Source organism: Pseudomonas sp. SG20056, assembly GCF_031764535.1.
GTDB lineage: Bacteria > Pseudomonadota > Gammaproteobacteria > Pseudomonadales > Pseudomonadaceae > Aquipseudomonas.
This window is the reverse complement of the sequence record NZ_CP134499.1, coordinates 3,051,952-3,066,889: the sequence shown is the minus strand read 5'-3', so window position 1 is coordinate 3,066,889 and position 14,938 is coordinate 3,051,952. Positions and strand designations below refer to the sequence as shown.

Sequence of the window (14,938 nt, the reverse complement as noted above, 5' to 3'; positions counted from 1 at the left end):
GTGTCGCGCTAAGCGGCAGATTTTTTATTGTCAGTTGGAATAAGAAAGGACTTCATGAAACGTCTGCTGCTACCTGCGGTGCTTGCCGCACTGATGATCACCGAAGTTCACGCCGAGTCCTTCACCATCTCCGATATCCGGGTTACCGGTCTGCAGCGTGTTTCCGCTGGCAGTGTATTCGGTGCCTTGCCCCTTAATGTGGGCGCGCAAGCCGATGACCGGTCACTGGTTGAGGCTACTCGCGAACTGTTCAAAACTGGTTTCTTCCAGGATATCCAGCTCGGTCGCGATGGCGATGTACTGGTTGTCACTGTGGTTGAGCGTCCATCGATTTCCAGTATCGAGATTGAGGGCAACAAAGCCATCAGCAGTGAAGACTTGCTAAAAGGTCTGAATCAGTCTGGTCTGGCCGAGGGTGAGATCTTCCAGCGCGCCACCCTTGAGGGCGTGCGCAACGAGCTGCAGCGCCAGTACGTTGCCCAGGGTCGTTATTCCGCCGAAATCGAAGCCGAAGTGATCCCGCAGCCGCGCAACCGCGTGGCCTTGAAGATCAATATCAATGAAGGCTCGGTAGCCGCGATTCAGCACATCAACGTGGTGGGTAACTCGGTCTTTTCCGATGAAGATCTGATTGACCTGTTCGAGTTGAAGACCACCAACTGGCTGTCCTTCTTCAAGAATGATGACAAGTACGCCCGTGAGAAACTCTCCGGTGACTTGGAGCGCCTGCGTTCCTATTACCTGGATCGCGGCTATATCAATATGGATATCAGTTCGACTCAGGTATCCATTACCCCGGACAAGAAGCATGTCTATGTCACGGTCAACGTTGACGAAGGCGAGAAGTACACCGTGCGTGAGGTCAAACTCAGCGGTGAGCTGAAGGTGCCGGAAGAAGAAGTCCGTGCCCTGCTGCTGGTTCAGGAAGGGCAGGTGTTCTCGCGCAAAGTGATGACCACCACGTCCGAACTGATCACCCGGCGTCTGGGTAACGAAGGTTATACCTTCGCCAACGTCAACGGTGTGCCAGAAGCCCATGATGATGGCACCGTGTCGATTACCTTTGTGGTCGATCCGGGCAAGCGTGCTTACGTTAATCGCATCAACTTCCGTGGTAACACCAAGTCGGAAGACGAAGTGCTGCGCCGTGAAATGCGTCAGATGGAAGGTGGTTGGGCTTCAACTTACCTGATTGACCAGTCCAAGACCCGTTTGGAGCGCCTGGGTTACTTCAAGGAAGTCAACGTCGAAACCCCGCAGGTGCCGGGCACCGATGACCAGGTCGACGTCAACTACAGCGTTGAAGAACAGGCTTCCGGTTCCATCACTGCCAGCGTCGGTTTTGCCCAGAACGCCGGCCTGATTCTCGGTGGCTCGATTACTCAGAACAACTTCCTTGGTACAGGTAACAAGGTCAGCGTCGGGCTTACGCGCAGCGAATACCAGAGCAACTACAACTTCGGGTTCGTTGACCCCTACTGGACACCAGACGGCGTTAGCCTGGGCTATAACGCCTTCTTCCGTGAGACCGATTACGACGAGTTGAATACCGATGTGTCCAGCTATTCGGTGGACAGCTATGGTGCAGGTGCCAGCATTGGTTATCCAATCAGCGATACCTCGCGCCTGACTTATGGCCTGACCATCCAGAACGATAGCATCGGCACTGGCGTGTATACCGTCGACGAAATTTTTAACTTTATCGAGGAAGAAGGTGACAGCTACCTGAACCTCAAGGCATCCATTGGCTGGTCTGAGTCGACTCTAAACCGCGGCGTGCTGGCTAATCGTGGTCACTCGCAAAGTCTGGTATTCGAAACCACAGTGCCGGGCAGTGACCTGTCGTTCTTCAAGGTGGATTACCGTGGTCAGGTTTTCAAACCACTGAGTGACACCTATACCCTGCGTCTGCATACCCAGCTGGGTTATGGCGAGAGCTATGGCTCTACTTCCGATCTGCCGTTCTACGAGCACTACTACGCGGGTGGTTTCAACTCGGTGCGTGGTTTCAAAGATAGCAGCCTCGGGCCGCGTAGTACGCCGAGCCGTGGTACTAACCCAGGTACAGCCTTCGATCCGGATCAAGATCCGCTGCCATTTGGCGGTAACGTCCTGATTCAAGGTGGCGCTGAACTGCTGTTCCCCATGCCGTTCGTCAAGGATCAGCGTTCCCTGCGTACTGCGCTGTTCTGGGATGTGGGTAACGTCTTCGACACCAATTGCGGTAAGTCGCAGGAAGAGTGCGGCAGCATTGATCCAGGCAACCTGGCCAGCTCCGTCGGTGTTGGCCTGACCTGGATTACAGCTCTGGGTCCGTTGAGCTTTAGCTTGGCCATGCCAATCATCAAGCCGGATGATGCCGATACGCAGATTTTCCAGTTCTCTCTCGGTCAGACGTTCTAAGCGTCGGATTTTTGAATACCAACAGTTTTGCAGGAGTTGCACCGTGCGTAAGTTGACTCAACTGGTTTTGTTAAGCGTTGCCTTGCTGGCGACCCCGGCTTTTGCCGAGATGAAAGTAGCGGTACTGAACTACCAAATGGCCTTGCTGGAATCTGATGCTGCCAAGCGTTACGCCGTGGATGCCGAGAAGAAATTCGGTCCGCAGCTGAACAAGCTGAAAACCCTGGAAAGCGACGCCAAGCGCATTCAGGACCGTCTGGTCAAAGACGGCGAAAAAATGCAGACCGCCGAGCGTGAGCGCCTGGAGCTTGAGTTCAAGCAAAAAGCCCGTGATTTCCAGTTCCAGTCCAAAGAACTGAACGAGTCTAAGGCTGTTGCTGATCGTGAAATGCTGAAGAAGCTCAAGCCGAACCTGGACAAGGCTGTGGAAGAAGTGATCAAGACCGGTAACTTCGACCTGGTGCTGGAGCGCGGTGCGGTGATTGATGTCAAACCTCAGTTCGACATCACCCGCCAGGTTATCGAGCGCATGAATCAGCTGCGCTGATCATGAGTGCAACGGTTTATACCCTTGGCCAGTTGGCCGAGCGTCTGGGCGCTACCTTACGTGGCGCCACGGACAAGCAGATCAGTGGCTTGGCTACCTTGCAGGAAGCCGGCGCTGATCAGCTGAGCTTTCTCGCAAATGCGCAATACCGCAAGTTTCTCTCGGGCTGTCAGGCGGGCGCGGTGCTGTTGACCGCAGCGGATGCCGAAGGCTATGCCGGCAATGCCCTGGTCGTCGCTAATCCTTACCTAGCGTATGCCGAACTCTCGCATCTATTTGACCGCAAGCCCCAGGCATTGCCTGGTGTTCACCCCACTGCTGTGGTGGCTGCAGATGCGCAGATCGATGCGACTGCCAGTATCGGTGCTTATGCGGTGATCGAAAGTGGTGCGTACATCGCTGCCGGTGTAACCGTAGGCGCGCAGTGCGTTGTCGGTGCGCGTTCGGTTATAGGTGAAGGTGGTTGGTTGGCCCCGCGAGTGACGCTGTATCACGACGTACGGATCGGTAAGCGGGTGGTGATTCAATCCGGTGCGGTGATCGGTGGCGAGGGCTTCGGCTTTGCCAACGAGAAGGGCGTTTGGCAGAAGATCGCGCAGATCGGTGGGGTAACCATCGGTGATGACGTCGAGATCGGCGCCAATACCACCGTCGACCGTGGCGCGCTGTCGGACACGCTGATCGGCAATGGAGTCAAGCTGGATAACCAGATCATGATCGCGCATAACGTGCAGATCGGCGACAACACGGCCATGGCCGGCTGCGCGGGAATTTCCGGTAGCACCAAAATTGGCAAGAACTGCATGATCGCCGGTGGGGTGGGCATGGTTGGGCATATCGAGGTGTGCGACAACGTGTTCGTCACCGGTATGACCATGGTCACTCGTTCGATCACCGAGCCGGGCTCCTATTCCTCGGGCACCGCCATGCAGCCAGCGGCTGAGTGGCGCAAGAGCGCGGCACGGATTCGTCAGTTGGATGACATGGCGCGACGCCTGCAACAGTTGGAAAAGCAGCTGGCCGCCGTGACCCCAGCTGCCGACACTTCATCTGATGCCTGAGCCGGTGTTTACCGGTTTCTCTTTTTTCTCTTACAGGCTTCTCTGCACATGATGGACATCAACCAGATTCGCGAATACTTGCCGCACCGCTATCCGTTCCTTTTGGTGGACCGGGTGGCTGAGCTGGATATTGAAGGTAAGCGAATTCGCGCCTACAAGAATGTCAGCATCAATGAGCCGTTCTTCAACGGGCATTTTCCTGAGCACCCGATCATGCCGGGCGTATTGATCATCGAAGCCATGGCTCAGGCCGCCGGCATTCTTGGCTTCAAGATGATGGATCTGAAACCATCCGATGGCACCCTGTATTACTTTGTCGGCTCCGACAAGCTACGCTTTCGCCAGCCAGTGGTGCCGGGTGATCAGCTTATCCTTGAGGCTCGCTACCTGAGCAGCAAGCGCAGCATATGGAAGTTTGAATGCAAGGCCAGCGTCGACGGCAAGGAAGTCTGCTCGGCAGAAATCATCTGTGCGGAACGCAAACTATGAGTTTGATTGACCCTCGCGCCATCATTGATCCCAGCGCCAAGTTGGCTGACGACGTAGTCGTCGGCCCTTGGTCGATAGTCGGGGCCGATGTAGAAATTGGCGAGGGTACAGTGATCGGCCCCCATGTGATCCTCAAGGGGCCGACCCGGATCGGTAAACACAACCGCATCTATCAGTTCTCCTCGGTGGGTGAAGACACCCCCGATCTCAAGTATCAGGGCGAGGCGACTCGTCTGGTCATTGGCGACCACAACGTGATCCGCGAGGGTGTCACCATCCATCGCGGCACCGTGCAGGATCGCAGCGAAACCACCCTTGGCGACCACAATCTGATCATGGCCTATGCCCATATTGGCCATGACAGTGTGATCGGCAACCATTGCATCCTGGTCAACAACACTGCGCTGGCCGGGCATGTGTGGGTCGATGACTGGGCGATTCTCTCTGGTTACACCCTGGTTCATCAGTTCTGTCGTATCGGTGCGCACAGCTTTTCCGGCATGGGCACGGCGATTGGCAAGGATGTACCGGCGTTCGTCACCGTGTTCGGCAACCCGGCCGAAGCGCGCAGCATGAACTTTGAAGGTATGCGCCGCCGTGGTTTCAGCGCTGAGGCGATTGCTGCCTTGCGCCGTGCCTACAAGATCGTCTATCGCCAGGGCCTTACGGTTGAGCAGGCGATGGCCGAGCTGGCCGCGTCGGCCGCAGAGTTTCCCGAAGTCGCGATCTTTCGCGACTCCATTCAGGCTTCAAGCCGCGGCATTACCCGATAATTTATGACTGACCTGATGCGTGTCGCGCTGGTCGCCGGCGAGGCGTCTGGCGATATTCTCGGTGCGGGCCTGATGCCGGCCCTCAAAGCCCAATACCCACAGATCGAATTTATCGGTATCGGTGGTCCGCTGATGCAGGCCCAGGGGCTGAATTCCTATTTTCCGATGGAGCGTCTGTCGGTAATGGGCCTGGTCGAGGTACTTGGTCGTCTTCCCGAACTGCTGTCACGGCGCAAGCGGCTGATCAACACCTTGATAGAGGCCAAGCCGGATGTCTTTATCGGCATCGATGCGCCGGATTTCAATCTGACTTTAGAGCTCAAACTGCGTCAGGCTGGCATCAAGACCGTGCATTACGTTAGCCCGTCCGTGTGGGCCTGGCGGCAGAAGCGCGTACTGAAGATTCGCGAGGCCTGCGACCTGATGCTGACCCTGTTCCCGTTCGAGGCGCAGTTCTATCAGGATCATCAGGTGCCGGTGCGTTTTGTCGGTCACCCGTTGGCCGATACCATTCCGCAACAAGCGGATCGCGCAGCGGCCCGTGAGGCGCTGAATTTGGCGCAGGATCAGCCGGTGGTTGCCTTGATGCCGGGCAGCCGTGGCGGCGAAGTGTCGCGCCTTGGCAGCCTGTTTCTTGATGCCGCCATGCGGTTGCGCACCTTGCGCCCCGGTATCCAGTTTGTTCTGCCCTGTTCCAGCCCGGAGCGTCGTGCGCAGCTTGAGCAGATGCTGGTGGGCCGCGATCTGCCGCTGACCTTGCTCAATGGTCGTTCCCATGAGGCGCTGGCGGCCTGTGATGCGGTGTTGATCGCCTCGGGTACGGCGACCCTTGAGGCTCTGCTATACAAGCGGCCGATGGTGGTGGCTTACAAGGTTGCACCACTGACTTATCGCATCCTCAAACGCCTGGTTACCAGCGCTTATATTTCTCTGCCGAATCTACTGGCTGAGCGTTTGCTAGTGCCTGAGATGATTCAGGACGCCGCTACGCCCGAAGCTTTGGCCCAGTTGCTGGCTCCGCTGCTGGACGGCGGCGAGGTGCAGACCGAAGGCTTTGATGTGATTCACCGGGCGTTGCGACGTGATGCCTCGGAGCAGGCTGCCAAAGCCGTGTTGCAGCTGACAGGGCGCGGCTGATGCAGCTCGGGCTGGATTTCACCCTGGTGCAGGAGTTGGTGGCTGGCGTTGATGAAGTCGGCCGTGGCCCGCTCTGCGGTGCGGTTGTAACGGCGGCGGTGATTCTCGACCCGGCGCGGCCGATTCTCGGCCTGAATGATTCGAAAAAGTTGACCGAGGCGCGTCGCGAGAAACTTTTCGACGAGATTCGTGAAAAAGCCCTGGCCTGGTGCATTGCCCGCGCTGAGGTCGAGGAAATCGACCAGCTGAATATCCTCCAGGCCACCATGCTGGCCATGCAGCGCGCGGTCGAAGGCCTGAGTATCACGCCCAAGCTGGCGCTGATCGATGGCAATCGCTGCCCGAAACTGCAGGTGCCCAGCGCGGCGGTGATCAAGGGCGATAGCCAGGTGCCGGCAATTGCTGCGGCATCGATCCTGGCCAAGGTCAGTCGTGATCGCGAGATGCAGGCGCTTGATCAGCAATACCCCGGTTACGGTATCGCCGGCCACAAAGGCTATCCGACTCCGGTGCACCTGGAAGCGTTGCGGCGCCTGGGGCCAACCCCGATTCACCGGCGCTCCTTTGGCCCGGTACGTGCGTTGTTAGACGACTGACGCAACGCTTCTGAGATTCCCTCGTTATCCTGTGCCCGGTAGCGCTTGTCGCGCGCTGCTGCGGTTGTACAATCCCTGCCTTGTCGTTTTTGCGTTTTGTATAGGACTGCCATGACCGCTTCGTTCGTCCACCTGCGTTTGCACACCGAGTTTTCCCTGGTCGACGGGTTGGTGCGGGTCAAACCACTTATCAAATCGGTGGCGGCAGCCGGAATGCCGGCGGTAGCGGTTACCGATATGAGCAATATGTGCTCGTTGGTGAAGTTCTATAAAGCGGCCATGGGCGGCGGTATCAAGCCGATTTGCGGTGCCGACATCTGGCTGGCCAGTGCCGATGAAGATGGCCCGCTCAGCCGCATGACCCTGCTGGCGATGAATGCCAAGGGTTATCGCAACCTCACCGAACTGGTATCGCGCGGCTGGAGCGAAGGGCAGAGCAATGATCTGGTGATCATCCAGCGTGACTGGGTCAAGGAAGCGGCCGAAGGCCTGATTGCCCTGTCCGGCGCGAAAGAAGGCGAAGTCGGCCATGCCTTGCTCGATGGCGAGCCGGCGGCTGCCGAAGCCATACTGCGCGAGTGGATGGCGGTGTTCCCTGAGCGTTTCTATCTGGAAGTGCAGCGCACCAATCGGGTTAACGACGAAGAACATCTTCACGCTGCGGTGGCCCTGGCTGACAAGGTCGGCGCGCCGCTGGTGGCGACCAACGATGTACGCTTTATCAAGCAGGACGACTTCGCCGCCCACGAAACCCGCGTGTGTATCGGTGAAGGCCGTAGCCTGGATGACCCGCGCCGTTTGCGCACCTATTCCGATCAGCAGTACCTGAAAACGCCGGAGGAAATGGCCGAGCTGTTCAGTGATCTGCCAGAGGCCCTGGAAAACACCATCGAAATTGCCAAGCGCTGCAATATCGAAGTGCAGCTGGGCAAATACTTCCTGCCGGACTTCCCGGTGCCGGCCGGCATGACCATGGACGAGTACTTTCGCCAGGTCTCGTTTGAGGGCTTGGAAGAGCGCCTGGCGGTGCTCTGGCCGAAGGAAACCACGCCCAATTACGAAGAGAAGCGTCAGGTCTATATTGATCGGCTGAATTTCGAGCTGGATATCATCATCCAGATGGGCTTCCCCGGTTACTTCCTGATCGTAATGGACTTTATCAAGTGGGCGAAGAACAACGGCGTGCCGGTGGGGCCAGGTCGTGGGTCGGGTGCCGGTTCGCTGGTGGCCTACGTACAGAAGATCACCGACCTCGACCCGCTGGCCTATGACCTGCTGTTCGAGCGTTTCCTCAACCCGGAACGGGTATCCATGCCCGACTTCGACGTCGACTTCTGCATGGATGGCCGTGACCGGGTGATCGATTACGTGGCCGAGAAATACGGCCGCAACGCAGTGAGCCAGATCATCACCTTCGGCACTATGGCGGCCAAGGCGGTGGTGCGCGACGTGGCGCGGGCCCAGGGCAAGTCCTACGGCTTGGCGGACCGCCTGTCGAAGATGATTCCTTTCGAAGTCGGCATGACGTTGGAAAAAGCCTACGAGATGGAGGAGCCGCTGCGCGATTTCCTTAAGGTCGACGAAGACGCCCGGGAAATCTGGGAAATGTCGCTCAAGCTCGAAGGCATCTGTCGCGGTACCGGTAAGCACGCCGGTGGTGTGGTTATCGCTCCAACCAAACTCACCGACTTCTCGCCGATTGCTTGCGATGACGAGGGCGGCGGCCTGGTCACCCAGTTCGATAAGGACGACGTGGAGTCCGCTGGCCTGGTGAAGTTCGACTTCCTCGGCCTGCGTACCCTGACCATCATCAAGTGGGCGATGGAGACCATCAACCGCGAGCAGGCCAAGCAGGGCTTGCCGGATCTGAACATCGACTTTATCCCGCTGGATGACAAAGCCACCTTCGCCATGTTGCAGAAGGCTGAGACCACTGCGGTGTTCCAGCTGGAATCACGCGGTATGAAGGAGCTGATCAAAAAGCTCAAGCCGGACTGCCTGGAAGACATGATCGCCCTGGTGGCCCTGTTCCGTCCGGGGCCATTGCAGTCGGGCATGGTGGACGACTTTATCAACCGTAAACACGGTCGTGAGCCGATTTCCTACCCGCATCAGGACTATCAGTACGCGGGCCTGGAGCCGGTACTGAAACCGACCTACGGCATCATCCTGTACCAGGAACAGGTGATGCAGATTGCCCAGGTGATGGCCGGCTACACCCTCGGTGGTGCGGACATGCTGCGCCGCGCAATGGGTAAGAAAAAGCCCGAGGAGATGGCCAAGCAGCGCGGCGGCTTTATTGAAGGTTGTGCCAATAACGGTATTGATGCCGATCTGGCCGGTAACATCTTTGACCTGGTGGAAAAGTTCGCCGGTTACGGCTTCAACAAGTCGCACTCCGCCGCCTATGGCTTGCTCTCGTATCAGACGGCCTGGCTCAAGGCGCACCACTCGGCGGCCTTTATGGCGGCGGTGTTGTCGGCGGATATGCACAACACCGACAAGGTGGTCACCCTGATCGAGGAATGCCGCAGCATGAAGCTGCGCCTCGACGCGCCGGATGTGAACATCTCCGAGTTCAAGTTCACGGTTAACAACGAAGGCTGGATCGTCTACGGCCTGGGCGCGATCAAGGGCGTGGGCGAGGGTCCGGTGGAGGCCATCGTCGAGGCGCGCCAGGACGGGCCGTTCAAGGACCTGTTCGACTTCTGTTCGCGCGTCGATCTCAAGCGCATCAACAAGCGCACCCTCGAAGCGCTGATTCGCAGTGGTGCGCTGGATCGCCTGGGGCCGCATTTCCATGAAGAACTGAAAGCCTACAAGGCCAATATCGACCGCAATCGCGCGGTATTGCTAGCTGCGATGGAGGAAGCCGTACAGGCCGCCGAACAGACCGCGCGCAGCGCCGAGAGCGGGCACATGGACCTGTTCGGCGGGGTGTTTGCCGATGCCGAGGCGGATGTCTATCTCAACCATCTGCGCGCCCGTGAACTGACGCTGAAGGAGCGTCTCAAGGGTGAAAAAGACACCCTGGGTCTGTACCTGACCGGCCACCCGATTGATGAGTATGAAGGCGAAGTGCGGCGGTTTGCCCGCCAGCGCATCGTCGACCTGAAAGCCGCGCGCGGCGATCAGACGATTGCCGGCCTGGTGGTCAACCTGCGGGTGATGAAGAACAAGAAGGGCGACAAGATGGGCTTTATCACCCTCGATGACCGTTCTGGGCGGATCGAGGCCTCCTTGTTTGCCGATGCGTTCAACAGTGCGCAGGCCCTTCTGCAGACCGACGCCCTGGTGGTGGTTGAGGGTGAGGTGAGTAATGACGATTTCTCCGGTGGCCTGCGCTTGCGTGCCAAACGGGTGATGAGCCTGGAAGAGGCGCGCACCGGCCTAGCCGACAGCCTGCGTCTGAAGGTCGCCAGTAGTGCCTTGCAGGGCGATCGTCTGCGTTGGCTGGCTGATTTGTGCGGCCGTCATCGTGGCGCCTGCCCGATCACCGTCGACTACAGCGGCAGCGATGCCAGGGCGCAACTGCAGTTTGGCGAGAGCTGGCGTATCGAGCCGGCTGACAGTCTGATTCAGGCATTGCGTGACCAGTTCGGTCGCGACAACGTCTTTTTGCACTACCGCTGATTTGCGGGGCTGCGGCCTCGCCGGTCGGTCGTGATACCCGGCATGTTCTGTATTGAAGGCTTTCGTGCAGAACCGGGTGTCGACCTGAATGCGCCTGCTGCTATAAGGTAGGGCGCGATAACGGATACAGCTCCCGGCCACTTGGCCGTCGACGCAAGACGGATGACTATGAACCCGAATTTTCTCGATTTCGAACAGCCGATCGCCGACCTGCAAGCCAAGATCGAAGAGCTTCGCCTGGTCGGTAACGACAACTCGTTGAACATCAACGATGAAATCGCCCGCCTGCAGGACAAGAGCAGCTCGCTGACCGAAAGCATTTTCGGCAACCTGAGCAGCTGGCAGATCGCTCAGCTGGCGCGCCACCCACGCCGTCCTTACACCCTGGATTATCTGCAGCACATCTTTACCGAATTCGATGAGCTGCATGGCGACCGCCACTTCTCCGACGACGCGGCCCTGGTGGGCGGCGTTGCCCGTCTGGACGGTGAGCCGGTGATGGTGATTGGTCACCAGAAAGGCCGTGAGATTCGCGAGAAGGTGCGCCGCAACTTCGGCATGCCGCGTCCGGAGGGCTACCGCAAGGCGTGCCGCCTGATGGAAATGGCCGAACGCTTCAAGATGCCGATCCTGACCTTTATCGATACCCCGGGTGCCTACCCGGGCATTGACGCTGAAGAGCGCAACCAGAGTGAAGCCATCGCCTGGAATCTGCGTGTTATGGCGCGCCTGAAAACCCCGATTATCGCCACCGTAATTGGTGAAGGTGGTTCCGGCGGTGCCTTGGCGATTGGCGTATGCGATCAGCTGAACATGCTGCAGTACTCCACCTACTCGGTGATCTCGCCGGAAGGTTGTGCTTCGATTCTGTGGAAAACCGCAGAAAAGGCCCCTGATGCCGCCGAAGCGATGGGCATCACGGCTGAACGCCTGAAAGGCCTGGGCATTGTTGATCAGGTGATCAGTGAACCGCTCGGTGGCGCGCACAGCGACCCGGCCGCTGCGGCCGAGTCGATTCGTCAGGCCTTGCTGACACAGCTGGCAATGCTCAAAACCTTCGATACCGACGCGCTGCTCAGGCGTCGTTATGAGCGTCTGATGAGCTACGGAATTGCCTGATTGCTCGGCAGCTGCGCATACAACGGGCCTTCGGGCCCGTTGTTGTTTTAAGCTTGGCCGATGACTCCTGTGCATATTCGTTTGCGTGATGCCCTGCAGCCCTGGCTCAGTGCCCCTGGCTGGTGTGTGGCCCTGTCTGGCGGGCTGGACTCCACGGTGCTGCTGCACCTGCTGGCCAGCCTCGCGCAACGCGAGGCATTGCCGCCTCTTTCCGCCATTCATATTCATCACGGCCTGCAGGCTGCGGCTGATGCCTGGCCGGCGCATTGCCGTGAGCTGTGCGCTGCCTTGTCCGTGCCGTTGCAGGTTGAATATGTTCAGGTTGCTCCAGGCGCCAGTCTGGAGCGTGCGGCCCGCGAGGCCCGCTACGCGGCTTTTGCGGTCCGTCTCGGCGCTGATGAACTGTTGCTGACCGCGCAGCATCGCGATGATCAGGCTGAAACCCTGTTGTTTCGCCTGTTACGCGGTGCCGGCGTGCAGGGTTTGTCGGCCATGCCGGTGAGTCGTGCATTGGGCGCGGGGCGGCTGGTTCGACCGCTACTCAACTGCTCGCGCGATGAACTGTTGGCTTATGCCCGAGAGCACAAGCTGGCCTGGGTTGAAGATCCGTCAAATGCCGATGAGCGCTTCTCGCGCAATTACCTGCGCCGTCAGGTGTTGCCTGCGTTGCTCAGTCGCTGGCCGCAAGCCACCACCAATATGGCCCGTAGCGCCGCGCACTTGAGTGAGGCCGCGCAGTTGCTCGATGAGTTGGCGCAGCAGGATATGGCTGCTGCGCAGGTGCCAGCCGAGTTTGCCTGGTTACCGTTACCCAGCCTGGCGCTGCCTGCGCTGCGCAGCCTGAGTGAGCCGCGTCAGCGCAATGCCCTGCGTTATTGGCTCCGCCCGCTGACGACGATGCCGGATAGCGAACACTGGGCCGGCTGGCAGGCGCTGCGCGATGCCGCGTCGGATGCTGCGCCAGTCTGGATGCTGGCGGCGGGGGAGCTGCGCCGCAGTGATGAGCGGGTGTGGTGGTTGGCGGGTGATTGGCTGCGCGCTCCCGTGCCAGTCAATCTGGCGGTGCAAGGTAATCAGCCGTTGATATTGCCCGCTAACGGCAGTGTGCGAATTGACGGCCAGTTGCCGGCGGGTAACTGGCAGCTGGGTTACCGCCAAGGCGGCGATCAGCTTCTTATACCGGGGCGCGGGCATCGCGATCTCAAACGCTTGTTCAATGAACTGCGCGTACCGGTTTTTGTGCGTGATCGCCTGCCGTTGCTGCGTCTGAATAACCAGGTCATGGCAATCGCCAACCTGCCAGCTCCGCAGGGCGCCGCCGATGGCAGTTGGCAATTGCATTGGCAGCCACCGACGAATGATCAAGGTTTGAGCTGATAAGCCCTTTCCGGTAGACTACGCTCCCGTCTTACTACAGCTTTTGTTGACTCCCTTTGGGAATCGGCAGGGTTAGCTAATTGCGGTGTATTGCAATTGGCCGCTTCGGTATTCCTTCGCTTTCCCCGGCGGCATTGACCGCTTAAACGCAGACTTCTAGGGTTTTTCATGACGCGCTACATATTCGTCACGGGTGGTGTTGTTTCTTCATTGGGGAAAGGCATCGCCTCGGCTTCATTGGCGGCTATCCTGGAGGCGCGGGGCCTGAAGGTCACCATGCTCAAGCTGGATCCCTATATCAACGTCGATCCGGGCACCATGAGCCCGTTCCAGCACGGTGAGGTGTTCGTCACCCACGACGGCGCTGAAACCGACCTCGACCTGGGCCACTATGAGCGGTTTATCCGCACCACCATGACCCAGAACAACAACTTCACCACCGGCCGCGTCTACGAAGACGTGCTGCGCCGCGAGCGCCGTGGTGATTACCTGGGTGCGACCATTCAGGTCATCCCGCACATCACCGACGAAATCAAGCGCCGTATCATCAAGGGTGCTGGCGACGCTGACGTGGCCATGGTTGAAATTGGCGGCACGGTGGGCGACATCGAGTCGCAGCCGTTCCTCGAAGCCATTCGCCAGTTGCGTGTGGAAGTGGGCGCCAAGCGCGCCATGCTGATGCACCTGACTCTGGTGCCGTATATCGCCACCGCTGGCGAAACCAAGACCAAGCCGACTCAACACTCGGTAAAAGAGCTGCGTTCCATCGGCCTGCAGCCGGACGTACTGATCTGCCGCTCCGACCACCCGGTGGATATCTCCTCGCGTCGTAAGATTGCGCTGTTCACCAACGTTGAAGAGCGTGCGGTGATCAGTCTGGAAGACGTCGATACCATCTACAAGATCCCAGGCGTGCTGCATGCCCAGGGCCTGGATGATTTTGTCGTCGAGCGCTTTGGTCTGGAGTGCAACGGTGCCGACCTGTCCGAGTGGGACCGCGTGGTTGATGCCAAGCTGAATCCGGAGCACGAAGTCACCATCGCCATGGTCGGTAAGTACATGGAGCTGCTGGATGCCTACAAATCGCTGATCGAAGCGATGAGCCATGCCGGCATCCAGAACCGCACTAAGGTCAATCTGCGCTACATCGACTCCGAAGACATCGAGAACAAAGGCACCGCGCTGCTTGAAGGCGTGGATGCCATTCTGGTGCCGGGTGGTTTCGGTTTGCGCGGCGTGGAAGGCAAAATCAAGACCGTGCAATACGCCCGTGAGAACAAGATTCCCTACTTGGGTATCTGCCTCGGCATGCAGGTCGCGGTCATTGAGTTTGCCCGCAACGTGCTGGGCTGGACTGATGCCAACTCCACCGAATTCGACACCGTCAGCACACATCCAGTGGTCGGTCTGATTACCGAATGGCAGGATGCCACCGGCGTGACCGAGCAGCGCACCGATGCTTCCGACTTGGGCGGCACCATGCGCCTGGGCGCACAGGACTGCCAGCTGCAAGCCGGCTCGCAAGTACATGCCTGCTACGGCAAGGATGTAATCGTTGAGCGCCATCGTCATCGCTATGAAGTGAACAACAATCTGTTGCCGCAGCTGATTGAATCCGGCCTCAAGGTCACCGGTCGCTCCGGCGACGGTGCGCTGGTTGAAGTGGTGGAAGCACCGGATCATCCATGGTTCGTCGCTTGCCAGTTCCACCCTGAGTTCACCTCGACTCCGCGTGATGGTCATCCTCTGTTCAGTGGCTTTGTCACTGCAGCGCTGGCGCAGAAAGCTAAGAAGGCATAGGGA

The 14,938-nt window shown here is 58.7% G+C and carries 11 protein-coding genes; all 11 read left to right on the top strand.

From position 1 onward, the window contains the following. Positions 1–54 precede the first annotated feature (54 nt). The 11 genes from bamA (at position 55) to RHP75_RS14560 (ending at position 14,935) form a co-directional block, all read left to right on the top strand. Positions 55–2,403, top strand: coding sequence for an outer membrane protein assembly factor BamA (gene bamA, locus RHP75_RS14610; RefSeq protein WP_311088826.1), 2,349 nt, complete (start codon positions 55–57; stop codon positions 2,401–2,403). 43 nt (positions 2,404–2,446) lie between these two features. Next, on the top strand, positions 2,447–2,950 hold the full coding sequence (locus RHP75_RS14605) for an OmpH family outer membrane protein (protein ID WP_090248384.1): 504 nt from the start codon (positions 2,447–2,449) through the stop codon (positions 2,948–2,950). Then, a complete protein-coding gene (gene lpxD, locus RHP75_RS14600; RefSeq protein WP_311091951.1) occupies positions 2,950–4,011 on the top strand; it encodes a UDP-3-O-(3-hydroxymyristoyl)glucosamine N-acyltransferase in 1,062 nt (353 codons plus the stop codon). Before RHP75_RS14605 ends, lpxD begins: the two co-directional genes overlap by 1 nt. A gap of 48 nt (positions 4,012–4,059) precedes the next feature. Next, complete coding sequence (gene fabZ, locus RHP75_RS14595; RefSeq protein ID WP_160015687.1) at positions 4,060–4,500, top strand: 3-hydroxyacyl-ACP dehydratase FabZ; 441 nt, start codon at positions 4,060–4,062, stop codon at positions 4,498–4,500. Continuing rightward, positions 4,497–5,273, top strand: coding sequence for an acyl-ACP--UDP-N-acetylglucosamine O-acyltransferase (gene lpxA / locus RHP75_RS14590; RefSeq protein WP_311088825.1), 777 nt, complete (start codon positions 4,497–4,499; stop codon positions 5,271–5,273). Before fabZ ends, lpxA begins: the two co-directional genes overlap by 4 nt. Positions 5,274–5,276: 3 nt before the next feature. Continuing rightward, a complete protein-coding gene (gene lpxB / locus RHP75_RS14585; RefSeq protein WP_311088824.1) occupies positions 5,277–6,410 on the top strand; it encodes a lipid-A-disaccharide synthase in 1,134 nt (377 codons plus the stop codon). Beyond that, positions 6,410–7,006 carry a ribonuclease HII gene (gene rnhB, locus RHP75_RS14580; RefSeq protein ID WP_311088823.1) on the top strand — a complete coding sequence of 199 codons (597 nt, stop codon included), beginning with the start codon at positions 6,410–6,412 and terminating at the stop codon, positions 7,004–7,006. The genes lpxB and rnhB overlap by 1 nt, the downstream gene beginning before the upstream one ends. 111 nt (positions 7,007–7,117) lie before the next feature. Next, positions 7,118–10,639, top strand: coding sequence for a DNA polymerase III subunit alpha (gene dnaE / locus RHP75_RS14575; RefSeq protein WP_311088822.1), 3,522 nt, complete (start codon positions 7,118–7,120; stop codon positions 10,637–10,639). 168 nt (positions 10,640–10,807) lie between these two features. After that, positions 10,808–11,758 carry an acetyl-CoA carboxylase carboxyltransferase subunit alpha gene (locus RHP75_RS14570; RefSeq protein WP_311088821.1) on the top strand — a complete coding sequence of 317 codons (951 nt, stop codon included), beginning with the start codon at positions 10,808–10,810 and terminating at the stop codon, positions 11,756–11,758. Between the two features lie 60 nt (positions 11,759–11,818). Continuing rightward, a complete protein-coding gene (gene tilS / locus RHP75_RS14565) occupies positions 11,819–13,135 on the top strand; it encodes a tRNA lysidine(34) synthetase TilS (protein ID WP_311088820.1) in 1,317 nt (438 codons plus the stop codon). A gap of 168 nt (positions 13,136–13,303) precedes the next feature. After that, entirely contained in the window at positions 13,304–14,935 is a 1,632-nt protein-coding gene (locus RHP75_RS14560) for a CTP synthase (RefSeq protein WP_311088819.1), read from the top strand. Positions 14,936–14,938: the final 3 nt, after the last annotated feature.